The organism is Kitasatospora mediocidica KCTC 9733 (assembly GCF_000744225.1).
Lineage (GTDB): Bacteria > Actinomycetota > Actinomycetes > Streptomycetales > Streptomycetaceae > Kitasatospora > Kitasatospora mediocidica.
Genome location: NZ_JQLN01000007.1, coordinates 791,736 through 812,687 on the forward strand (window position 1 = coordinate 791,736; position 20,952 = coordinate 812,687).

Annotated in this window: 21 protein-coding genes; 9 read left to right on the forward strand and 12 right to left on the reverse strand. The window is 71.4% G+C overall.

All coding sequences use genetic code 11. The features are described from left to right. Positions 1-9: 9 nt before the first annotated feature. Entirely contained in the window at positions 10-1,650 is a 1,641-nt protein-coding gene (locus BS80_RS33780) for an acyl-CoA dehydrogenase family protein (RefSeq protein ID WP_035805234.1), read from the reverse strand. Between the two features lie 99 nt (positions 1,651-1,749). On the opposite strand from BS80_RS33780, the gene BS80_RS33785 reads away from it, so the two are divergent. After that, positions 1,750-2,325, forward strand: coding sequence for an NUDIX hydrolase (locus tag BS80_RS33785; RefSeq protein ID WP_051967562.1), 576 nt, complete (start codon positions 1,750-1,752; stop codon positions 2,323-2,325). A 54-nt stretch (positions 2,326-2,379) separates the two neighbouring features. Here the strand turns inward: BS80_RS33785 and BS80_RS33790 are convergent, their stop codons facing one another. Then, entirely contained in the window at positions 2,380-4,710 is a 2,331-nt protein-coding gene (locus BS80_RS33790; protein WP_035806707.1) for a Tex family protein, read from the reverse strand. Between the two features lie 167 nt (positions 4,711-4,877). On the opposite strand from BS80_RS33790, the gene BS80_RS33795 reads away from it, so the two are divergent. Further along, on the forward strand, positions 4,878-5,261 hold the full coding sequence (locus tag BS80_RS33795) for a PPOX class F420-dependent oxidoreductase (RefSeq protein WP_035805235.1): 384 nt from the start codon (positions 4,878-4,880) through the stop codon (positions 5,259-5,261). Between the two features lie 30 nt (positions 5,262-5,291). Here BS80_RS33795 and BS80_RS33800 read toward each other — a convergent pair whose 3' ends face one another. Next, the gene (locus tag BS80_RS33800; protein WP_035805237.1) at positions 5,292-5,738 is read right to left on the reverse strand and encodes a MarR family winged helix-turn-helix transcriptional regulator; all 447 of its coding nucleotides are present in this window, start codon (positions 5,736-5,738) and stop codon (positions 5,292-5,294) included. Positions 5,739-5,829: 91 nt separating this feature from the next. On the opposite strand from BS80_RS33800, the gene BS80_RS33805 reads away from it, so the two are divergent. Then, complete coding sequence (locus BS80_RS33805; RefSeq protein ID WP_035805239.1) at positions 5,830-6,204, forward strand: cupin domain-containing protein; 375 nt, start codon at positions 5,830-5,832, stop codon at positions 6,202-6,204. A gap of 7 nt (positions 6,205-6,211) precedes the next feature. Here the strand turns inward: BS80_RS33805 and BS80_RS33810 are convergent, their stop codons facing one another. Then, positions 6,212-7,009 carry an SGNH/GDSL hydrolase family protein gene (locus BS80_RS33810; RefSeq protein ID WP_035805241.1) on the reverse strand — a complete coding sequence of 266 codons (798 nt, stop codon included), beginning with the start codon at positions 7,007-7,009 and terminating at the stop codon, positions 6,212-6,214. Between the two features lie 81 nt (positions 7,010-7,090). Between BS80_RS33810 and BS80_RS33815 the strand changes: the two genes are divergently transcribed. Continuing rightward, the gene (locus BS80_RS33815; protein ID WP_035805243.1) at positions 7,091-8,005 is read left to right on the forward strand and encodes a MerR family transcriptional regulator; all 915 of its coding nucleotides are present in this window, start codon (positions 7,091-7,093) and stop codon (positions 8,003-8,005) included. 161 nt (positions 8,006-8,166) lie between these two features. Here BS80_RS33815 and BS80_RS33820 read toward each other — a convergent pair whose 3' ends face one another. After that, a complete protein-coding gene (locus tag BS80_RS33820; RefSeq protein WP_035806709.1) occupies positions 8,167-8,535 on the reverse strand; it encodes a winged helix-turn-helix transcriptional regulator in 369 nt (122 codons plus the stop codon). An 89-nt stretch (positions 8,536-8,624) separates the two neighbouring features. Here BS80_RS33820 and BS80_RS33825 point away from each other — a divergent pair, with 89 nt between their 5' ends. From BS80_RS33825 to BS80_RS33840, 4 genes are all read left to right on the forward strand, one after another. Further along, complete coding sequence (locus BS80_RS33825; protein ID WP_035805245.1) at positions 8,625-9,836, forward strand: pyridoxal phosphate-dependent aminotransferase; 1,212 nt, start codon at positions 8,625-8,627, stop codon at positions 9,834-9,836. A gap of 174 nt (positions 9,837-10,010) precedes the next feature. Next, positions 10,011-12,335: a terpene synthase family protein gene (locus tag BS80_RS33830; RefSeq protein ID WP_035805248.1), complete on the forward strand. Its 2,325-nt coding sequence runs from the start codon at positions 10,011-10,013 to the stop codon at positions 12,333-12,335. Between the two features lie 61 nt (positions 12,336-12,396). After that, on the forward strand, positions 12,397-12,729 hold the full coding sequence (locus BS80_RS33835; RefSeq protein WP_035805250.1) for a YnfA family protein: 333 nt from the start codon (positions 12,397-12,399) through the stop codon (positions 12,727-12,729). A gap of 119 nt (positions 12,730-12,848) precedes the next feature. Continuing rightward, positions 12,849-13,328 (forward strand): peroxiredoxin, encoded by a 480-nt coding sequence (locus BS80_RS33840; protein ID WP_035805253.1) that lies wholly within the window; start codon positions 12,849-12,851, stop codon positions 13,326-13,328. A 68-nt stretch (positions 13,329-13,396) separates the two neighbouring features. Here the strand turns inward: BS80_RS33840 and BS80_RS40025 are convergent, their stop codons facing one another. Beyond that, positions 13,397-13,783 carry a transposase gene (locus BS80_RS40025; RefSeq protein ID WP_083975652.1) on the reverse strand — a complete coding sequence of 129 codons (387 nt, stop codon included), beginning with the start codon at positions 13,781-13,783 and terminating at the stop codon, positions 13,397-13,399. 185 nt (positions 13,784-13,968) lie between these two features. On the opposite strand from BS80_RS40025, the gene BS80_RS38355 reads away from it, so the two are divergent. After that, the gene (locus BS80_RS38355; protein ID WP_157536748.1) at positions 13,969-14,961 is read left to right on the forward strand and encodes a hypothetical protein; all 993 of its coding nucleotides are present in this window, start codon (positions 13,969-13,971) and stop codon (positions 14,959-14,961) included. A 44-nt stretch (positions 14,962-15,005) separates the two neighbouring features. Here BS80_RS38355 and BS80_RS33855 read toward each other — a convergent pair whose 3' ends face one another. The 6 genes from BS80_RS33855 to BS80_RS33880 form a co-directional block, all read right to left on the reverse strand. Then, entirely contained in the window at positions 15,006-15,971 is a 966-nt protein-coding gene (locus tag BS80_RS33855) for a hypothetical protein (RefSeq protein WP_035805256.1), read from the reverse strand. A gap of 89 nt (positions 15,972-16,060) precedes the next feature. After that, positions 16,061-16,474 carry a hypothetical protein gene (locus tag BS80_RS33860; protein WP_035805257.1) on the reverse strand — a complete coding sequence of 138 codons (414 nt, stop codon included), beginning with the start codon at positions 16,472-16,474 and terminating at the stop codon, positions 16,061-16,063. A 463-nt stretch (positions 16,475-16,937) separates the two neighbouring features. After that, complete coding sequence (locus BS80_RS33865) at positions 16,938-17,573, reverse strand: MBL fold metallo-hydrolase (RefSeq protein WP_035806714.1); 636 nt, start codon at positions 17,571-17,573, stop codon at positions 16,938-16,940. A gap of 8 nt (positions 17,574-17,581) precedes the next feature. Next, a complete protein-coding gene (locus BS80_RS33870; protein ID WP_035805258.1) occupies positions 17,582-18,667 on the reverse strand; it encodes an S-(hydroxymethyl)mycothiol dehydrogenase in 1,086 nt (361 codons plus the stop codon). A gap of 105 nt (positions 18,668-18,772) precedes the next feature. Beyond that, positions 18,773-20,431, reverse strand: coding sequence for a purple acid phosphatase family protein (locus tag BS80_RS33875; protein ID WP_083975654.1), 1,659 nt, complete (start codon positions 20,429-20,431; stop codon positions 18,773-18,775). 115 nt (positions 20,432-20,546) lie between these two features. After that, positions 20,547-20,945 carry a hypothetical protein gene (locus BS80_RS33880; protein ID WP_035805259.1) on the reverse strand — a complete coding sequence of 133 codons (399 nt, stop codon included), beginning with the start codon at positions 20,943-20,945 and terminating at the stop codon, positions 20,547-20,549. Positions 20,946-20,952 lie beyond the last annotated feature (7 nt).

Consider the following 20,952-nt stretch of genomic DNA (forward strand, 5'->3'; position numbering starts at 1 on the left):
GGCCGGCCGTCAGCCCCCGGCCGGCACCATCCGGGCGCGGGAGAGGATCGCCTCGGTGTCCACGCCGGACGGCAGGGTGCCGAAGGCGCCGCCGTGGTCACCGGCCAGCCGCGAGGCGCAGAACGCGTCGGCCACCGCCGGGTCGCCGTGACGCACCAGCAGGGAGCCCTGCAGGGCCAGTGCCATCGACTCCACCAGCCGCCGGGTGCGGTACTCGACGTCCGTCAGATCGCCCAGCTGCTTGCGCAGTTCGGCGACCGCCGCGTCCAGCCGGCGGTCCGCCCCGGCGGCGGCGTCGACCTCGCCGAAGTAGGCGTCCAGCGACTGCGGGCTGCGCGCCATCGCCCGCAGCGCGTCCAGCGCCGCGACGTTGCCCGAGCCCTCCCAGATCGAGACCAACGGCGCCTCGCGGTAGAGCCGGGGCATCCCCGACTCCTCGACGTAGCCGTTGCCGCCCAGGCACTCCAGCGCCTCGGCCGCGTGTGCCGGGCCGCGCTTGCAGACCCAGTACTTGGAGACCGCGAGCCCGAGCCGCTTGAACAGCGCCTCGCCCTCCTCACCCGCCACCGCCCGGTCGGTCGCCTCGGCCAGCCGCAGGGCCACCGTGGTGGCCGCCTCGGACTCCACCACCAGGTCCGCCAGCACATTGCGCATCAGCGGCTGGTCGATCAGCGCCGCGCCGAACGCCCGCCGGTGGGTGGCGTGTTGGACGGCCCGCAGGGCGCCGAGCCGCATCCCGGAGGCGGCCCCCAGGGTGCAGTCCAGCCGGGTCATGTTGACCATCTCGATGATGGTCGGCACCCCGCGCCCCTCCTCGCCGACCAGCCAGCCGACCGCGCCGTCGTACTCCAGCTCGGCGGAGGCGTTGGAGCGGTTGCCCAGCTTGTCCTTGAGCCGCTGGACGAGGAGCGCGTTGCGCGAGCCGTCCGGCAGCACCCGGGGCAGCAGGAAGCAGCTCAGCCCGCCGGGCGCCTGGGCCAGGGTGAGGAAGACGTCCGACATCGGCGCCGAGGTGAACCACTTGTGGCCGGTCAGCCGGTACGTGCCGTCGGCGGCCGGGACGGCGGTGGTGGTGTTGGCCCGGACGTCCGAGCCGCCCTGCTTCTCGGTCATCGACATGCCCGCGATCAGCCCGCGCTTGCCGTGCGGCTCGCGCAGCCCGAAGTCGTACTGCGTGGAGGCGAGCAACGGCTCCAACCACTGGGCGAGTTCGGGCGTCGCGCGGAGCGCCGGGACGGAGGCGTAGGTCATCGAGACCGGGCAGCTGTGCCCGGCCTCGACCTGGCCCCACAGGTAGAACTTGGCCGCCCGGGCGGTGTGCGCGCCGGGCCGGGCGTCCTGCCAGGGCGCGGCGTGCATGCCGTGGCCGACCGCGACACCCATCAGCTCGTGCCAGGCGGGGTGGAACTCCACCTCGTCGATCCGGTTGCCGAACCGGTCGTGGGTGCGCAGCACCGGCTCGTTCTCGTTGGCCAGCCGGCCCCATTCGGCGGCCTGCTCGCTGCCGGCCAGTGCGCCGAGCTCGCGCAGCTCGGGCTCGACCCAGTCGGCACCGGCCCGGCGCAGCGCCGCGAGCAGCGCCGGGTCCTCGGCGGTGTTGTGCCCGTAGGGCGGCGGGACCTGGTTGGTGACCTCGTGGGTGCGTGCCATGACGGACTCCCTACTCGTGGGTAAGTTGCCCGCCCAGCCTGCCCCATCGGTCGGCGGAATGGGAGGGGGCTCACTCCGCCGAGGGCCTAGGATCATCCGATGACGGAAACCACCGACCTCACCCAGCACGCCAGTGGCCGTTACCCGCTCCTCTTCGCGCCGCAGCGGTGGGAGTGGGGCGGCATGGACGCCCAGTTCTCGGACCGGCTGCCGCCGGACGAACTCATCACGAACATCCACCTGGTGGGGTTCGCCGACGAGCTGGTGGTGCTCTGCCGGGACGCCCGTGACCACTGGTTCCTGCCGGGCGGGACCCGCGAGCCGGCCGAGAGCATCGCGTCCTGCCTGGCCCGCGAGCTGCGCGAGGAGGCCGGCGCGCGGCTGCTGACCGAGCCGGGCTGGATCGGCGCGCACCGCTGTGTGACGGACCGTCCGACGCCGTACCGGCCGTGGCAGCCGCACCCCGAGAAGGCCTGGCTCTGGGGCTGGGCGGAGGTCGTGGTGGACTCCGCGCCGACCAACCCGGACGACGGCGAGGAGGTGGTGGAGGTCCGCGCGGTCACGCTCGCCAAGGCCTGCGAGCTGCTCACCCGGGGACGCGAGCCGTGGTGGGCCGAACTGGTGACCTTCGCCGCCGAGCAGCGCGCGGCGGCGGCCGAGGCGGCCAAGCACTGACCCGCCGGTGGCGTGGAAAGTCGGACCTGCCGACTTTCCACGCCACCGCCGCTGTTACTTCGTCAGCCCCGCGCGGCGCAGCGCGTCGGCCATCGCGCTGTTGCCCGCAGCCGGCGCCTTGGCCGCGCCGCCACCGCCACCCCCACCGCCGCCACCGCGGCGGTCCTGGCGCGGCGGACGGGCGGCCGCCCGGTCGGAGCGGTCCGACCGCTCCGGGCGCGGCGCACGCTCGACCTCGTCGTCCAGCCGCAGCGTCAGCCCGATCCGCTTGCGCGCCACGTCCACCGAGACGACCCGGACCGTCACCACGTCACCGGACTTGACCACCTCGCGCGGGTCCTTGACGAAGTTCTTCGACAGCGCGGACACATGCACCAGACCGTCCTGGTGCACGCCGACGTCGACGAACGCGCCGAACGCGGCGACGTTGGTCACCACGCCCTCCAGCACCATGCCCGCCTCCAGGTCGCCGATCTTGTCGACGCCCTCCTTGAAGGTCGCGGTCTTGAACGCCGGACGCGGGTCGCGCCCCGGCTTGTCCAGCTCGCCGAGGATGTCGGTGACGGTCGGGATGCCGAAGGTCTCGTCCGCGAAGTCCGCCGGACGCAGCGCCCGCAGCGCGGCGCCGTTGCCGATCAGCTCCTTGACCGAACCGCCGGTCGCGGCCAGCATCCGGCGCACCACGGGGTACGCCTCCGGGTGCACGCTGGAGGCGTCCAGCGGGTCGTCGCCGCCGGGGATCCGCAGGAAGCCCGCACACTGCTCGAACGCCTTCGGGCCCAGCCGCGCCACGTCCTTGAGCGCCCGCCGGGTTCGGAACGGGCCGTTGGCGTCCCGATGCGCCACGATGTTGTCCGCGAGCGTGGCGGTGACGCCCGAGACCCGGGTGAGCAGCGGCGCGGAGGCGGTGTTCACGTCCACGCCCACCGCGTTCACACAGTCCTCGACCACCGCGTCCAGCGACCGCGAGAGCTTCGTCTCGCTGAGGTCGTGCTGGTACTGGCCGACGCCGATGGACTTGGGGTCGATCTTCACCAGCTCGGCCAGCGGGTCCTGGAGCCGGCGCGCGATCGAGACCGCGCCGCGGATCGAGACGTTGAGCTCCGGCAGCTCCTGCGAGGCGAAGGCGGAGGCCGAGTAGACCGAGGCGCCGGCCTCCGAGACGATCGCCTTGGTGAGCTTCAGCTCCGGGTGGCGCTTGATCAGGTCCTCGGCCAGCTTGTCGGTCTCGCGCGAGGCGGTGCCGTTGCCGATCGAGATCAGGTCGACCCGGTGCTCGGCCGCCAGCGCCGCCAGCGTGGCGAGCGAGGCGTCCCACTTGTTGGCGGGCTGGTGCGGGTAGATGGTGTCGTGCGCGACCACCTTGCCGGTGTCGTCCACGATCGCGACCTTCACGCCGGTGCGGAAGCCCGGGTCCAGGCCCATCGTGGCGCGGGTGCCCGCCGGGGCGGCGAGCAGCAGGTCGCGCAGGTTGGCGGCGAAGACCTTGACCGCCTCGTCCTCGGCCTCCTGGCGCAGCCGGGTGCGCAGGTCGATGCCGAGCCGGACCAGGATCCGGGTGCGCCAGGCCCAGCGCACGGTGTCGCCGAGCCACTTGTCGGCCGGGCGGCCCCGGTCGGCGACGCCGAAGCGCGCGGCGATCCGCTGCTCGTAGTCGCTCTCGCCGGGCAGGTCGGCCTCCTGCGCGCCGTCGAACGGCGACAGGTCGAGGTCCAGGACCTCTTCCTTCTCACCGCGCAGCATCGCCAGGATGCGGTGCGAGGGGAGCTTGGTGAACGGCTCGGCGAAGTCGAAGTAGTCGGCGAACTTGGCGCCCTCCTGCTCCTTGCCGGCCCGTACGGTGGCGACCACCCGCCCGCGCGTCCACATCCGCTCGCGCAGCGTGCCGATCAGGTCGGCGTCCTCGGCGAACCGTTCCACCAGGACGGACCGGGCGCCCTCCAACGCGGCGGCGACGTCGGCCACCTGCTCGTTCAGGAACGTCGCGGCCAGGGTCGCCGGATCCTGCGAAGGGTCCGTCAGCAGCTGCTCGGCGAACGGCTCCAGGCCGGCTTCGCGGGCGATCTGCGCCTTGGTGCGCCGCTTGGGCTTGAACGGGAGGTAGATGTCCTCCAGCCGGGCCTTGGAGTCGGCGGCCAGGATCTGGGCGCGCAGCGCGTCGTCCAGCTTGCCCTGGCCCGCGATGGACTCCAGGACGGCGCCGCGCCGCTCCTCCAACTCCCGCAGGTAGCGCAGCCGCTCCTCCAGGGTGCGCAGCTGGGTGTCGTCGAGTTCGCCGGTCGCCTCCTTGCGGTAGCGGGCGATGAACGGCACGGTCGCGCCGCCGTCCAGCAGCTCGACGGCTGCCTTCACCTGACCTTCCCGGACGCCGAGTTCCTCGGCGATCTTCTGCCCGACTGCCCGTTCGGCTGCCTGTGCTGCTTGTGCTGCCTGTTCGGCTGGCGTGCTCACGAAGCCGGTCACCTTCTCCAGAGTTGCTCTCCGCGTACGTCCTGCATTCTGGCAGTTATGTCGCCGTCCCGGGACGGGGCACGAGCGGCTAGAGTCCGGCCATGGACGAAGCGCTGCTGGACCGGCTGGGCCGCGAGAAGTACCTGCTCGTCACCTCGTTCCGCAAGGACGGCTCAGGGGTGGCGACCCCGGTCTGGGTGCTGCGCGACGGCGAGGCGCTCGGGGTGTGGACGGCCGCCGACTCCTGGAAGGTCAAGCGGATCCGCCGCCGGGCGGACGTCCTGGTCGGCCCGTGCGACATGCGCGGCAAGCCCACCGGCCCGTCCGTGCCGGCCAGCGCCGAGGTGCTGGACACCGCCGGCACCGCGAACTACCGGGCGCTGCTGGCCCGCAAGTACGGCCTGCTGGGCCGGCTGACGATGTTCGGCAGCCGGCTGCGCCGGGGCACCGACGGCACGGTCGGCATCCGGATCACCCTGAGCTAGGCCGTGGCCTAGTACCGCAGGAGAAGCCCCTCACCACATCGGCCGCAACCGCCCGGACGGCGCGAGCCGCGCCAGCGTGTCGCGCAGCTCGCGCAACCGCTGCGGCCCCAGTTCCGCCTCCCAGGGGCGGACGGCCTCCGCCGCCGCCTCGTCGGCCGCGCGGGTGCAGGCCCAGCCGCGCTCGGTCAGCACGATCAGCCGCGCGCGGGCGTCCGCCGGGTGCGGGTGGCGCTCGACGTAGCCCTTGCCCACCAGCTCCTCGACCAGCTGGCTGGCCGCCTGCTTGGTCACGTCCAGGTGCTCGGCCAGCTCCCCGACGGACGCGCCGTCGGGCGCGAGCCGCACGAAGGCGTAGCCGTGCGCCGGACGCAGGTCCTCGAAGCCGCGCCGCCGCACGCCGTCGTCGATCCGCCGGACCAGGTCGGCGGCCAGGCCCAGGACCAGCGGCGGCAGGCTCAGCGCGAGGTCGTCAGTCATGCCGGAAGTCTGCCAGCCCCTTGACGGAATAGACAATCTCCTTGACCATATAGACAAGCAGCTTGACTACTTGCCTTCAAGGAGCCCCGCCGTGCCCGTCATCACCCCCGCCGACGCCACCGTGCACGACATGCACAACGCCCGCTTCTCGTCCTACGCCGCCCCGAGCAGCGGCAGCACCGAACTCGCCGCCTGGCAGCTGGAGATCACCGCCGGCACCGCCGGCGTGCCGCACACCATCACCCGTGAGGAGGTCCTCCTGGTCCTGGACGGCGAACTGCGCGTCCACGTCGACGGCACCGAGCACACCGCCCGCCCCGGCGACGCCGTCCTCGCCCCCGCCGGCTCGCTCTTCGCCGTCGACAACCCCGGCGACGGTCCCGCCCGCGCCTGGGTCACCACCACCGTCGGCCTCCAGGCCCGCCTCGCCGACGGCACCCTCATCACCCCGCCGTGGACCCTGTGACGGCCGCTCAGCCCTCGTAGGGCAGCAGCTCGGCCCGCTTGGGCGGGCGGCCGTCCCCCGAGGACTTCCCGGTGATCCGGCGCAGCAGCCACGGCCCGACGTGGATCCGCAGCCAGCGGGCGTCCGCCCGCAGCTTCGCCACCCGGCCGACGGGGGCGGCGGGCGGCAGCGGCTCGCGCCAGTCGAAGACCGCCGGCCGCCCCAGCGCCTGCAACACCGCCTCGGCGACCCGGCGGTGCCCCTCCGCCGACAGGTGCAGCCGGTCCTCGGCCCAGAGCCGCCGGTCGTCGAAGCACCCGGCCGAGAACAGGTCCACCACCGCGACCCGGGGCCGGGTCCCCAGCCCCTCCACGAACGCCTTCATCCGCAGGATGGCGGGCAGCAGCCGCGCGCTGCCCGCCATCCTGCGGGTGGGATCGGTACTGGTGAAGAGCACCACCGTCCCGCCGGCCGCGAGCAGCCGCTCGGCCGCCTCGCCCAGCTTCGCCTCGACGTCGTCGATGTCACAGCCGGGCCGCAGCACGTCGTTCAGCCCGCCGGCCAGGGTCACCAGCTCGCTGCCCAGCGCGACGGCCTCCCCCACCTGCTCCGCGCAGATCTGCCCGATCAGCTTCCCCCGCACCGCCAGGTTCGCGTACCGGAACTCCCCCGGCGCCCCCTCCGCCGCCAGCCGCGCGGCCACCCGGTCGGCCCAGCCCCGGTACTGGCCGTCGGGCAGCAGCTCGTCGCACATGCCCTCGGTGAAGGAGTCCCCGACGGCGACCATGCTGCGAAACGACACCGACGTGTCAGCGGAATAGCTCATGGGCCCGACCCTACCGAGCCCGCCTCAGGGAGCGGCAGCAAGGGCCGTTCGTACCAGCGGGGGGCTCGTACGATGAGCGGCATGACCACGGGGACCGAGGGAATCGAACGGAGCTTCACCATCGGAGCGCTCGCCGAGGCCGCCGGGGTGAGCGTGAAGACCGTGCGCCACTACTCCGACGGCGGCCTGCTGCCGCCGCCCGCGCGCAGTGGTGGCGGGCACCGGCGGTACGGCGACGCGGCACTGGAGGCGCTGCTGACGATCCGCCGACTGCGGGCGCTGGGGCTGCCGCTGCCGTTGGCGGGCGCGGTGGTCCGCGCGGAGTTGTCCTTGGAGGACGCGCTGGCGTCCCAGCAGGACGAGGTGGAGCGGCAGTTGACCGAGCTGCGGTGGCGCTCGGCCGGGCTGGAGGCGTTGCGGCTGGCGGCCGGCGATCCGGACGGGCTGCGGCTGCTGGGCGAGGCGATGCGGCACGCGCCGGGGCGGGACGCGTTCGCCGACTTCTGGCGCCGGGTGCTGCCGCCGCGGCTCCCCGCCACGCTCCGCTCGGCGATCATCGACGCGGCGCTCCCCGAGCTGCCCGCCGCACCGACGGCCCGTCAGGCGCTGGCCTACGCAGAGCTGCACGCGCTCACCGCCGACCGGGCGTCGGCCGCGGCGGTCCGCGGCGAGGGGAACTTCAACTGCGCCGACGCGGCGGCCTTCTACCGCGGGCTCGACGAGGCGTACCGGCTGGCCGGCGCCGAGCTGGCCCGGGCCGCCGATCCGCAGCCCGGCCAGGCGCTGGACTGCTTCGTCGCGGTGCACGCCCGCGCGCAGGGCAGCGTCGACTCCGCCGACTTCCGGTTCGCACTGGGCCCGCTGCTGGCCGCGGCCGACCCGGCGATGGGCCGCTACTGGAGCCTGGCCGGCGAACTCACCCCGGAGCCGACCATGGGCACCGCCGACGCCTGGCTCACCGAGGCCCTGGCCACCTGGCGGCGCGGCACACGCTAGTGCCGCGTCAGGCAACCTTCGCCCCGTCGCGGTGTCCGGCACGCACTCTCGCCGCACCGGCCGAAAGCCCAAGTACGTCCAGTACGAGGACTTCCGGCCGGCACGCCGATAGCACGCACCGGACCCCGCTCCTTGACGGGCAAAAGTTGCCTGACGCGGCACTAGGCGACGGCGGTCACCCAGTGCCCGCGCACCGCGTCGGTCGGGCGCTGCTCGCCGAGCGCGTCCAGCCCCCAGTCCCCCAGCGCCGCGACCACCTCGCTCAGCGCCGCGCCGCGCTCGGTCAGCTCGTACACCGTGGCGTTGGCCGGGCGCTCCAGCTTGCGGCGCAGCAGCACGCCCTCACCCTCCAGCTGCTTGAGCCGGGCGGCCAGGATGTCGGTGCTGACGCCGGGCAGGTCGGCGTGCAGGTCCGTGTACCGGCGGGGCCCGCCGAGGAGTTCACGGACGATCAGGAGGCTCCAGCGCTCCCCGACCGCGTCCAGGGCGCGGGCGACGGCGCAGTACTGGTCGTAGCTTCGGCGTGACATGGGGATCAGCATAGCCAAAAGGTTGGACTTTCCAAGTGGTTACTTGGTAGAACAAAGCAACCAGCATGGTGATGGTCGGGAGGCCCCCAGTGGAGTATCGGCAGTCCAGCAAGCTCTCGGGCGTGTGTTACGAGATCCGCGGCCCGGTGGTCGACCAGGCGAACGCCCTGGAGGAGGCCGGACACAGCGTGCTGCGCCTCAACACGGGCAACCCGGCCCCCTTCGGCTTCGAGGCGCCCGAGGAGATCCTGCAGGACATCATCCGCAACCTCCCCAACGCGCACGGCTACAGCGACGCGCGCGGCATTCTCCCCGCCCGCCGCGCCGTCGTGCAGTACTACCAGCAGCGCGGCGTTGACGGCGTCACCGTCAACGACGTCTACCTCGGCAACGGCGCCTCCGAGCTGATCCAGATGGCGATCACCGCGCTGGTCGACGACGGCGACGAGATCCTCGTCCCGGCCCCCGACTTCCCGCTCTGGACGGCCGTGGTCCGGCTCGCCGGCGGCAAGGCCGTGCACTACCTCTGCGACGAGCAGGCCGAGTGGTACCCGGACCTGGCGGACATCGCCGCGAAGATCACCCACCGCACCAAGGCCATCGTGGTGATCAACCCCAACAACCCCACCGGCGCGGTCTATCCGAAGGAGCTCCTGGAAGGGATCCTGGACCTCGCCCGCCGGCACGGCCTGATCGTGCTGGCCGACGAGATCTACGACAAGATCCTCTACGACGGGGTCGAGCACCACTGCCTGGCCGCGCTCGCCGACGACGTCCTGACCCTCACCTTCAACGGGCTCTCCAAGGCCTACCGGGTGGCCGGCTTCCGCAGCGGCTGGCTGGTGGTCTCCGGCCCCAAGGAGCACGCCAAGGACTACCTGGAGGGCCTGACCATGCTGGCCGGCATGCGGCTGTGCCCCAACGTCCCGGCCCAGTACGCGGTGCAGGCCGCACTGGGCGGCCACCAGTCCATCCACGACCTCACGCTGCCGAACGGCAGGCTCACCGAGCAGCGTGACGTCACCTGGCGGGCCCTCAACGAGCTGCCCGGCGTCAGCTGCGTCAAGCCCAAGGGCGCGCTGTACGCCTTCGCCAAGCTCGACCCGGCCGTCCACAAGATCCACGACGACGAGCAGTTCGTGCTGGACCTGCTGCTCCGCGAGAAGATCCACATCGTCCAGGGCACCGGCTTCAACTGGCCGCGGCCGGACCACTTCCGCTTCGTCACGCTCCCGCGGGCCGACGACCTGGAGACCGCGATCAGCCGGATCGGGCGCTTCCTGACCACATATCGTCAATAACCGCTCGCCGCAACCGATCTGACGGAGCTTCACTCCAAAGATCACTTGCGGCCCTGCGCGCACGCCTCCCGGCGCTACCGTACGCGTCTTACGGGCCGTCGATCGATCACCGAGACTGGGGACGATCGACGGCTGACCGCGGCCCGTACGGGCCAGTCCCGGTGGGGGGAACACGTGACACAACCGTTTGAACTGCCCGACTTCTATCTGCCGTACCCGGCCCGGCTCAACCCGCACCGCGAACAGGCGCGGGAGCACACCACGGCCTGGGCGCGCGGGATGGGCATGCTGGAGGGCTCCGGCATCTGGGACCAGCAGGATCTGGACGACCACGACTACGCGCTGCTCTGCGCCTACACCCATCCGGACTGCGACAGCACGGTGCTCAACCTGGTCACCGACTGGTACGTCTGGGTGTTCTTCTTCGACGACCACTTCCTGGAGACCTTCAAGCGCAGCGGGGACCGGTCCGGCGGCAAGGCCTACCTGGACCGTCTGCCGGCCTTCATGCCGATGGACCTCGCGGACGGCTTCCCCGAGCCGTCCAACCCGGTCGAGGCGGGGCTCGCGGACCTCTGGGCGCGCACCGTCCCCGGCATGTCGATGGACTGGCGGGCCCGGTTCCGCAAGAACACCGAGCACCTGCTGAACGAGTCCGACTGGGAAATCGCCAACATGAACATCCAGCGGATCCCCAATCCGGTGGAGTACATCGAGATGCGCCGCAAGGTCGGCGGCGCGCCCTGGTCGGCCGGCCTGGTCGAGTACGCCGCGCAGGCCGAGGTGCCCGCCGCGATCGCCGAGAGCCGCCCGCTGCGGGTGCTGCGCGAGACCTTCTCGGACGGCGTCCACCTGCGCAACGACCTGTTCTCCTACGAGCGGGAGACCCGGGACGAGGGCGAACTCTCCAACGGCGTCCTGGTCCTGGAGAAGTTCCTCGACTACAGCACGCAGCAGGCCGCCGACGCGGTCAACGACATGCTCACCTCCCGGCTGCACCAGTTCGAGAACACCGCGCTGACCGAGCTGCCCCCGCTCTTCGCCGAACACGCCCTCGCCCCGGACGAGATCGCCCGGGTGGCGGCGTACGTCAAGGGCCTGCAGGACTGGCAGTCCGGCGGCCACGAGTGGCACATGCGCTCCAGCCGTTACATGAACGACCGCGGCAGCCTCGGCGCCGAGAGCAGCCGGTTCTCCGCGCTGCCGCGCGGGCTCGGCACCTCGGCCGCCGACCTGAAGCGCACCGTCGATCTGCCCGGCGCGCTGCGCGGTTTCACCCATGTGCCCTACCAGCAGGTCGGCCCGCTGCCAGTGCCGGACTTCTACCTGCCCTACACCCCGCGGCTCAACCCGTCGCTGGAGTCGGCCCGCCGCGAGTCGAGCCGGTGGGCCCGCGAGATGGGCTATCTGCACGTAGTCCCGGGCCTCGCGGACTCCGGTGTCTGGAGCGAGCGGCAGATCAGGAGCTACGACCTGGCGCTCTGCTCCGCCGGGCTGGCCCCCGAAGCCAGTGCCGAGGCGCTCACGCTCTCCGCCGAATGGCTGATCTGGGGCACCTACGCGGACGACTGGTTCCCGCTGGCGTTCGGCCACCCGGGCAATCCGACCGGCGCGCGAGCCTGCGTCCGGCAGCTCGCCCGCTTCATGCCGGTGCAGGACCCGGGCACCACCCCGCCGCCGACCAGCGCCCTGGAGCGCGGATTGGCCGACCTCTGGGCCCGGACCGCGGGTCCCATGCCGCTGCCCGCCCGGCAGTCCTTCCGGGAGGCCGTCGACGGCATGCTGGAGAGCTGGGTCTGGGAGACGGCCAACGTCGCCCAGCACCGGATCCCCGACCCGATCGACTACCTGGAGATGCGTCGGCACACCTTCGGGTCCGACCTCACCATGAGCCTGATGCGGTTCTCGCACGGCGGCACCGTGCCGGCCGCGTTCTTCGAGTCGGGCCCGATGAAGGCTCTGGAGACGGCGGTCAGCGACTACGGCTGCCTGATCAACGACTTCTTCTCCTACCAGAAGGAGATCCAGTTCGAGGGCGAGATCCACAACGCGATCCTGGTGGTGGAGAACTTCCTCAACACCGACCGCACGCACGCGGCGGCCGTCGTCAACGACCTGATGACCTCCCGGATGCGGCAGATCGAGCACCTCACCGCCCACGAGATCCCGATCGTCTACGACGACTTCGCCCTCGACCCGGCCCAGCGCGCCGAGGTGGAGGAGTACCTGGAGGACCTGCGGAACTGGATCAGCGGGATCTTCGTCTGGCACCGGGACTGCGACCGCTACCGGGAGTCGGAGCTCGAGTACCAACCGGCCTCCTACCAGCACCGCTTGGCCACCACCGCACCGTCCCAGCTCCCGGCCGCACCGTCCCAGCCCGCCGCTGCCCCAGCCCCTTCTCCTTCAACTGCCCGGCTCCTCGTCGTCCCCGGCCCGACCGGCCTGGGCACCACGGCCGCCCGGCTCCCCACCCTGACCAGCGCGACCCCGCGCTGACCTGGCCCTTCCCCGCACAGCCGGTCGTGGCGGCCGCACTTCCTCACCTACGCTGGCCGCCATGACCGTGCTGCGTTCCGTCGCCCTCTTCGCCGTCGCCGCCCTCGCCGAGATCGGCGGCTGCTGGCTGATCTGGCAGAGCGTGCGCGAGTCCCGGCCGTGGTGGCTGGCCGGGATCGGGGTCCTGGTGCTGGGCTGCTACGGCTTCGTCGCCGCCTTCCAGCCGGACAGCCACTTCGGCCGGGTGCTCGCCGCCTACGGCGGGATCTTCGTGGCCGGCTCCCTGGCCTGGGGCATCGTCGTGGACGGCTTCCGGCCGACCCGCTACGACCTGGCCGGCGCCGCGATCTGCCTGGCCGGAGTCGCCGTCATCATGTACGGCCCGCGCCACTGAGAGCCCGCCTCCCAGTCCTGCGCCGACCACCGCACCATCCCTCCCGCAGGACTACCATCGCCGGGGAAGAACGAACGTTCCCGCCAGCAGCTCTCCCTCCCCGACGCAGCGAGGTCCCCATGGCCAAGTCCCCCGAAGTCGGCACCCCCGCACCCGACTTCACCCTCCCCGGCGTCCTGCTGGACGGGACCGCCGACGCCGAACGGCGCGACTACAGCCTTGCCGAGGCCAAGGGCCACCCGCTCGTGCTGGTCTTCTACCCCGGCGACGACACCGCCGTCTGCACCAAGCAGCTCTGCTCGTACACCTCGGACCTCGACCGGTTCAAGGACCTCGGCGCCACCGTCTGGGGCATCAGCCCGCAGGACCTGGACAGCCACGAGCGGTTCGCCCGCAAGCACAAGCTGGCCTTCCCGCTGCTCGCCGACACCGAGCGCACCGTCGCCAAGGCGTTCGGAATCGCCGTCCCGGGCCTGGGCCTGCGCCGCTCGGTCTTCATCCTGGACGCCGACGGCTCGGTGCGCTGGAAGCATGTCGCGCTGGCCGGCCTGACCTTCCAGCACAGCGACACCCTCACTGCCCAACTCGCGTCGCTCTGAACGGAATCCGCCTCTGCCGGCATCCGTCTCCGCCGGCATCCGCCGCCACCGCGAGGCCGTCCCGGCGGTCACGCGCCCGGCGGCGGACCGGGGGCGGCCACGGCGGTGCGCGTCCAGTTGATCCGCCGCGCGGTGTGCGGCTGGCTGAGCAGGATGCCGTGGATCCGGGGCAGGACTCCCGCCTCGGTCCACCGGTACAGCCGGCGCCAGCAGGTCTGCCCGGAGCCGAAGCCGAGTTCCAGCGGCAGATGCTGCCAGGCGATGCCGGTGCACAGGACGAACAGGATCCCCTGCAGGCACCGCCGGTCGTCCACCGGCCTGGGGCCGGGCCCCCGCCTGGGCCATGACGGCAGGAGCGGTTCAATCGCGGCCCAGGTCCGGTCGTCGACCAACCATGGTGCGGTGGCGACATGGCCTTTTCCGCTGTCCAGTGTTCCGCTCGATAAATCGATCATTCCTGTGTTCCTTGGGATGTGTTCCTTGGGATGCTGCGGTCCACAGGCCTCGAAGGGGGGACGTCACCTATATCGAGCCGTGCTCCAACGATCGACTGCCACCGCCCCGACGGCTAGGCTTTTGCGCGAGCATGCAAAAGGTCTGAGGCCGCCGCGCCAGCCCATGGACCCGGGGGGATGCCACGTTGATAAGGATCAGTCTGTCGCCGACTGACCTGGAGCGATTGCGGGTCGCCGACGCGCCTGACTTCGGGTACGAGCTCGCGCAGAGCGGGGCTCAACTGGCCGACCGAACCTCCGGCCGGCACCTGGCGGTATGGCGACGGGAGGTCACCCGCGCCTGGAACCCCCACCACAGCAGGCTGTTCGACCTCTACACGAACCTCTACCTTCCGGCGTTCTTCGATCAGATCGCCCACGCGACACCATCGGGAATCGACCCCGAGTCCCCGCCGGCTACCGCTCATCTGCGAGACCTGGCCCGATCCGGCGCCCTGACTCCGTTCACCCGCGCGCTGGCCGACGGGCACTCAGGGGCGACGAGCGCGCTGAACCAGATACTCACCGGCTTCCGCACCACGACTCTGGACCCCTACCGTCGGGGAATCACCTCGGCCGTCGCCACCGCATCGGCCGAGGCAGGAGCCCGTGCCGCGATCGGCGGCATCGACGACCTGCTGAACTCCCTGCATCCGTCGATCCACTGGGACGGTCGCAGGCTCCGCCTCAACACCCGCGTCGAGGCGACGGAGTCCCTCGAAGGGCGTCCGTTGATCTTCCAGCCCACGGCGCTGGCCAGCCGCATCGCGTTCGACCCGCTGGCCGACTCGGTGACCGTCACCTACCCCGCCGGCACCGGCGCGATCATGCGCGACCCCGAACTCCACTCCCCGGCCCCGGCCTTGGTGGCCCTCCTGGGGGCGACGAGGGCGGCGGCACTGGTCGCCGTGGTCAGGACTCCGGCCCTGACCACCGGACGGCTCGCGGCGACCCTCGGGGTATCCGCGGCAGCCGCCTCGCGCCACGCCTCCGTCCTGCGCGAGTCCGGCCTCATCGCCACCGTCCGCAACGGTCAGACGGTCCACCACGCCGCGACTCGACTCGGCACGGACCTGGTGCACGGATCAACGATCGACACCCAACCCGAGCGCGGCGCAAAGGGCGTCTCGGCGCCGTAGCCGGTACCGGCAGCGCGCTGACCACCCGGCGGCCCAACGCGCCGTCAGAGAGCGCCGTCTCCGTTGGCGAGGGCGGTGTTCTTCAGGACAGCCGCGATGCCCTGCTGGACCCGGTCCAGCTGGCCCAGGTCGGCCTGGATCGCCTGCTCCTCGTAGGCGGACTCGACGGTGAACCAGGTGCCGACGACGTTGGCCTGCTGCCGGCAGGAGGCGTCCGCGGTGGCGGTCGCGATCTCCGCGGCGGACGGCGTGGCCGAGCCCTTCCACCGCTTGTCGCCCATGGCGTCGGTCGGCGCCGGATAGCTGAAACCCTTGGTCTTCATACAGGCCGACCACTGGTGGAAGGCGGCCAGCAGCTTGTCGTCCGTCATCGACCGCCGGTAGTTGTCGAAGTTGATGTTGATCGCCAGCTGGTCGTCGACCACCGCTCCCCCGTTCGCGGTGAGTTTGGCCTCGGCCTCACCGAGGCAGCCGCCCTTGGGGATGGGCAGGCCGCCGTAGGTGGTGATCGGCTCGGTCCCCGCCGGGCCACTGCCGGCCAGCACGGTGAGCTCCGCGGGGCGCAGCTGTGGCGGCGGGGGGAGCTTGGCGTCGGCAGGCGTCGGCGACCGGTAGCCGTTCGCCGGGTCGACCACGTCGTACCGGTGCGTCGCCTGCCCACCCGGTCCGGACTGCGACACTGGCGGCGGCGCGTACGTCAGGCCGTAGCGCTGCATGCACTGCGCGGCCAGCCGGTTACGGGCTTCGGTCACCTGCTGGGCCTGGTCGACCGAGAACAGATACCGCTCGATCGGCATGGACTTGCCGACGGTGCTGTCCAGCACGGGGATCGCCCCGACTGCCGGACGGGGTAACGGTGTTGAGGTGGCCGCCGGGGAGCCGGTCGGAGCCCCGGCCGGTCCAGGCCCGGCGGACGTCGCGGCGGAGTGCGAGCAGCCGGTGGCCAGCACGCCGACGGCCGCGAGCAGCACGCCGGCCTGGAGGTACGAAATGGAACGGGCGCGAGCCATGCGCGGGAACTCCCTCTGCGGTGACAGCACGTGGGTCGGGCGCCCGGCCGCGCGACGAGGCACGGCCGGGCACCCGAAGCGTCAGGGCCTTACGAGAAGCACTGCGACGCATCGATGTTGTAGACCGAGGTGTTGTAGAGGGTCTGCTCGGTGGTGGGCGAGATGGTCAGGTGCGGGCCGTTCCAGTCGCAGTTGTACCAGCCGAAGATCGTGACGGTCCGGTAGCTCTCGTTGTAGACGGCGCCGACGTTGTCGTACACCTGCTGGCCGTCGCCGTCGCAGTTGCCGCCGGAACAGCCCTCGAAATACCAGGCCGACAGGTAGTTGTCGTTGCCGCCGTCCCCGTTGAAGCCACCGGAGAAGTTGGAGTGGTCGAAGAGGCACGCATCGGTGCCCCACACACATCCGCCCGGGCTCGCCGAGGCCGGCGACGCTCCGACGCCGAGGGCCACGGCACTGAGCGCGGCGACGCCGGCGGCGACAGCGGTGATCTTCTTGCGCATGGACACAGGAATTCCCCTTTCCCTCAATGGAGGATTTCTCGCTCTGCAGCCGGCGGCGAGCCCAGGGAATCGCGCCACATATGCCAGTGCGACGATTCCCGTGAGCACGCGATGCTGGCGGTGCCGGCTACGGAAAGGAGTCTGTGTCACGCCCCAGTCAGCGTCAATACTGTCCGAGGAATGCGGGAGCATGCCGACATGTCCCCGTTTGTCAGCGAGGAAAAGCCGACAGAACACGACATTCGGCCCCGACGGGCCGTCATCCGTTGCATTTTTGTTATTGGCATCGGGTAATGATCGTGTTATGACAGAGGCGAAATTCTCCCGAGTTCCGACCAGCCCGGATGCCATATCCCGGATCGCGCACCGCGGAATTGCGCACCTGATTGTGTTACGGCTTTCCTTGATCCGAACGTGCGCGAGCCCCGGCGGGGTGAACCCGCCGGGGCCGTGCGCCGCCTGATCAGTGGCCGCGGGCGATCCACTCGTCCAGCTGCGGTGCCTCGTCCCCGATCGTCGTGGTCGGGCCGTGGCCGGTGTACACCACCGTCTCGGGCGGCAGCACCAGCAGCCGCTCCTCGATCGAGCGGATGATGGTCGGGAAGTCGGAGAACGACCGCCCGGTGGCGCCCGGGCCGCCCTGGAAGAGCGTGTCCCCGGTGAAGACCGCGTCCAGCGCCGGCACGTAGAGGCTCACGCTGCCCGGGCTGTGACCCGGCGTGTGCCGCACGTGCAGGTAGATACCGCCGACGGTGATCCGCTGGCCGTCCCGCAGCTCCTCGTCCGGGCTGTCGCCGGGGTGCGCCTGCTTCCAGAGCGGCAGGTCGTCGGCGTGCAGCAGGATCGGCGCGCCGGTCAGCGCGGCCAGCGCGGGGGCGCCGTTCACGTGGTCGTTGTGGGCGTGGGTGCAGATGATCGCCATCACCCGGCGGTCGCCGACCTGGTTCGCGATCGCCTCGGCGTCGTGCGCGGGGTCGATGACCACGGCCTCGCGGTCGTTGGCGATGATCCAGACGTTGTTCTCCACCTCCCAACTGCCGCCGTCCAGCTCGAAGGTGCCGGAGGTGGTGAGGTGCTCGATCTCGGGCTCGACAGGCATCTGGTGCATCAGAACACCACCACGGAACGCAGCACGTCGCCGCCGTGCATCCGGGTGAAGGCTTCCTCGACCTGGTCCAGCGCGATGGTCTCGCTGACAAAGGCGTCGAGGTCGAGCCGGCCCTGCAGGTAGAGGTCGATCAGCATCGGGAAGTCCCGCGAGGGCAGGCAGTCGCCGTACCAGGAGGACTTCAGCGCACCGCCCCGCCCGAAGACGTCCAGCAGGGGGAGCTCCAACTTCATCTCGGGCGTCGGGACGCCCACCAGCACGACGGTGCCGGCCAGGTCGCGGGCGTAGAACGCCTGCTGGTAGGTCTCGGGACGGCCGACCGCCTCGATCACCACGTCGGCGCCGTTCCCGCCGGTCAGCGCGCGGATCTCCTCGACGGCGTCGGCCGTCCGGGAGTTGACGGTGTGGGTGGCGCCGAGCCGCAGCGCGGTGGCGAGCTTGCGGTCGTCGATGTCCACCGCGATGATCTTCGCCGCGCCGGCCAGCCGCGCGCCCATCACGGCAGCGTTGCCGACCCCGCCGCAACCGATCACCGCGACGCTGTCGCCGCGGCCCACGTTGCCGGTGTTGACGGCGGCGCCGAGGCCGGCCATCACCCCGCAGCCGAGCAGACCGGCGGCGGCCGGCGAGGCGGCCGGGTCGACCTTCGTGCACTGTCCGGCGGCGACGAGGGTCTTCTCGGCGAACGCGCCGATGCCCAGCGCCGGGGAGAGCGGGGTGCCGTCGAGCAGGGTCATCGGCTGCTTGGCGTTGTGGGTGGCGAAGCAGTACTGCGGCCGGCCGCGCCGGCAGGAGCGGCACTGCCCGCAGACCGCACGCCAGTTGAGGATCACGAAGTCACCCGGGGCGACCTCGGTCACGCCGTCGCCGACGCTCTCCACCACGCCGGCGGCCTCGTGCCCGAGCAGGAACGGGAAGTCGTCGTTGATCCCGCCCTCCCGGTAGTGCAGGTCGGTGTGGCAGACCCCGCACGCCTGGACCTTGACCACCGCCTCGCCCGGTCCCGGATCGGGGACGACGATGGTCTCCACCTGCACCGGTTCGCCCTTGCCCCGGGCGATGACGCCCTTGACCTGCTGTGACATACGGCCCTGACCTTTCCCTGCAGAACGGCGGAGCCGAACGGCCCCTCGGGACGATTGTCTCCCGAGGGGCCGTTCACTGACGCCAGTCCTGCGCCGCCGCGGCTGTTACCAGCCCCAGCCGCCACCCTCGCCGTCGTTGTCGGTGTTGCTGTCCCAGCCCTCGCCGACCTTGCGCACGATGGTGTAGTGGTCGATCTGCTGGCCGGTCTCGGTCAGCGCGGTGACCTTCATCGAGGACTTCTGGCCCAGGTGCGCCGGGGTCACGTCGACCTTGATGAAGGAGTAGCCCAGGTAGCGGACCCGGGACCACTCGACGGTCTCGTTGACCTTCGTCCGGCCCTTGGCGTTGTAGAAGGTGGCGACCTCGTCGACCCGGTTCTCGTGGCCCTCGTAGGTCTGCGGCGCACCGAAGGAGTACAGGCTGCGGCCGGCGGCACCCGCGGTCACGTAGACCACGCCGTCCTTCTCGGGGTCCAGGGTGGCGCCGCTCGGGATCGCCTTGGAGACCTTGTTGCCGAGGATCGCGTCGGTGCGCTCGTAGACGTGGTTGTGACCGTTGATCACCAGGTCCACGCGGTACTTCTCGAACAGCGGCACCCAGGCCTCGCGGACCCCGCCCTCGGAGGCGTGCGAGACGGTTGTGGAGAAGGCGCAGTGGTGGAAGAAGACCACGACGAAGTCGATCGTCTCGTCGTTGCGGAAGTCCTTGAGCGTGCGGTCCAGCCACTTGGTCTGACGGCCCGCGGTGATGCCCAGGTTGGCCGGGATCTCGTAGCTGACGTCGTTGGCGTCCAGCGAGATGACACCGACGTTGCTGTAGCGGAACGAGTAGACACCGGGGGCGGTGCGCGGGTCCGGGCCGTTGTCCGGCAGGAACCAGCGGGCGTCCTCGCCGCCGTAGCCGTTGTGCGAGTACCAGGCCTCCATGTCGTGGTTGCCGTAGGCGACCATCCACGGGATCTTCGAGGCGATCGGCTCGGTCTGCACCAGGAACGCGTCCCAGGTGGTCGCGTTGAAGTCGGCCTTGTCGGCGTCCAGGCCCTGGCCGTCCGGGTCGGCGTAGCAGATGTCGCCGGCGTGCAGGTGGAAGGACGGCTTCTGGGCCAGGATCACGTTGTCGTTGTTGACCGCGTGCGCACTGACACCCTGGTCGCCGAAGGCGGTGAAGGTGAACGGCTCGTACACCTTGCCCCAGCGGTGGTCGCGCGAGGCGGCGGTGCGGAAGGTGCCGAGCGTCGAGATCGCCTGCTGGGCAGCCGGGTCGAAGCCCTGGTGGCCGACGCCGTAGTAGTACGTGGTGTCGGGGGTGAGGTCCTCCAGCGCCACGTGCAGGTAGTACTGGTCGACCGGGGCGTGGCCCGGGACCAGGGCCGGCGTGTGCAGCGCGCGCAGCTCGGCCTCCACCTTGTGGCTGAGGTCCCACGGGGTCTTGCCGTAGCGCAGGAACGGCTTCTTCACCGGGACCGGGACCTGCCAGGAGATCCGGAACTCGGTGTCCGGCTCGGCGCCGAACTGGAGGTGGCGCCCGACCGGGATGACCTTCGAACCGTCGACCGCCGAGGCGGCGTCGGACACCGGGGTCGGGGAGGCGGCGAACGCGTTGCCGCTGCTCAGCACACCGCCGACGGCCAGCGCACCCACGGTGATCGCGCTGGAGCGCAGGACCCGGCGCCGGGAGAGGCTGTTGCGCAGGTACTCGTGCTGCTCGGCCATGCTCATACGGTCGGCGAGCTTCTCGGGCACGCCCATGCGTGGGATATCCATGCCGGGGACTATCTCAGCGACGGATGGCCATCGCCCGCAGATTCGGTGAACGCGCGTAGAAGCGCCGGTTTCCGATGCGCCGTCAGCGCCCGTCTTGCCCTGCTTTCACCCCCGGCTACCCCTCCAGGCTCTCCCGTACACGCCGCGAGACGGCAAACTCCTGAAGGTCGAGCGTGCCGGGCGGCTCGGCGATGCCGGGCCCGCCGGCCCGCACCCAGTCGACTATCTCCTCGACCATGTCGTCCTGGACGACCCATCCCAGCCAGACCGGACGGCCCCCCGCCCGCCGGCCCTCGCTGGACGGGTTGACCACCACCACGTTGGAGTGCGCGCAGACGTCCAGGCAGGGCACCGCCCGCACCCGGCCGGCCTCCCCGACCCCCTCCTTGAGCCGGCCGAACTGCCCGAGGTGGTCGACGCCCGGGTGCTTGGTCTCGGTACCGCAGCAGCAACCGCGACAGACCGTCACGGTGCAGGGTGCGGCAGGCGCCTCACGGCGGGTACGACGGCTCATCGGTTTC

What these genes read in the sequence shown, in the direction of transcription:
- BS80_RS33780 (WP_035805234.1), bottom strand. Translation starts at nt 1,650, where the DNA reads ATGGCACGCACCCACGAGGTCACCAACCAGGTCCCGCCGCCCTACGGG.
- BS80_RS33785 (WP_051967562.1), top strand. Translation starts at nt 1,750, where the DNA reads ATGACGGAAACCACCGACCTCACCCAGCACGCCAGTGGCCGTTACCCG.
- BS80_RS33795 (WP_035805235.1), top strand. Translation starts at nt 4,878, where the DNA reads ATGGACGAAGCGCTGCTGGACCGGCTGGGCCGCGAGAAGTACCTGCTC.
- BS80_RS33800 (WP_035805237.1), bottom strand. Translation starts at nt 5,738, where the DNA reads ATGACTGACGACCTCGCGCTGAGCCTGCCGCCGCTGGTCCTGGGCCTG.
- BS80_RS33810 (WP_035805241.1), bottom strand. Translation starts at nt 7,009, where the DNA reads ATGAGCTATTCCGCTGACACGTCGGTGTCGTTTCGCAGCATGGTCGCC.
- BS80_RS33815 (WP_035805243.1), top strand. Translation starts at nt 7,091, where the DNA reads ATGACCACGGGGACCGAGGGAATCGAACGGAGCTTCACCATCGGAGCG.
- BS80_RS33820 (WP_035806709.1), bottom strand. Translation starts at nt 8,535, where the DNA reads ATGTCACGCCGAAGCTACGACCAGTACTGCGCCGTCGCCCGCGCCCTG.
- BS80_RS33835 (WP_035805250.1), top strand. Translation starts at nt 12,397, where the DNA reads ATGACCGTGCTGCGTTCCGTCGCCCTCTTCGCCGTCGCCGCCCTCGCC.
- BS80_RS33840 (WP_035805253.1), top strand. Translation starts at nt 12,849, where the DNA reads ATGGCCAAGTCCCCCGAAGTCGGCACCCCCGCACCCGACTTCACCCTC.
- BS80_RS40025 (WP_083975652.1), bottom strand. Translation starts at nt 13,783, where the DNA reads ATGATCGATTTATCGAGCGGAACACTGGACAGCGGAAAAGGCCATGTC.
- BS80_RS33855 (WP_035805256.1), bottom strand. Translation starts at nt 15,971, where the DNA reads ATGGCTCGCGCCCGTTCCATTTCGTACCTCCAGGCCGGCGTGCTGCTC.
- BS80_RS33860 (WP_035805257.1), bottom strand. Translation starts at nt 16,474, where the DNA reads ATGCGCAAGAAGATCACCGCTGTCGCCGCCGGCGTCGCCGCGCTCAGT.
- BS80_RS33865 (WP_035806714.1), bottom strand. Translation starts at nt 17,573, where the DNA reads ATGCCTGTCGAGCCCGAGATCGAGCACCTCACCACCTCCGGCACCTTC.
- BS80_RS33870 (WP_035805258.1), bottom strand. Translation starts at nt 18,667, where the DNA reads ATGTCACAGCAGGTCAAGGGCGTCATCGCCCGGGGCAAGGGCGAACCG.
- BS80_RS33875 (WP_083975654.1), bottom strand. Translation starts at nt 20,431, where the DNA reads ATGGATATCCCACGCATGGGCGTGCCCGAGAAGCTCGCCGACCGTATG.
- BS80_RS33880 (WP_035805259.1), bottom strand. Translation starts at nt 20,945, where the DNA reads ATGAGCCGTCGTACCCGCCGTGAGGCGCCTGCCGCACCCTGCACCGTG.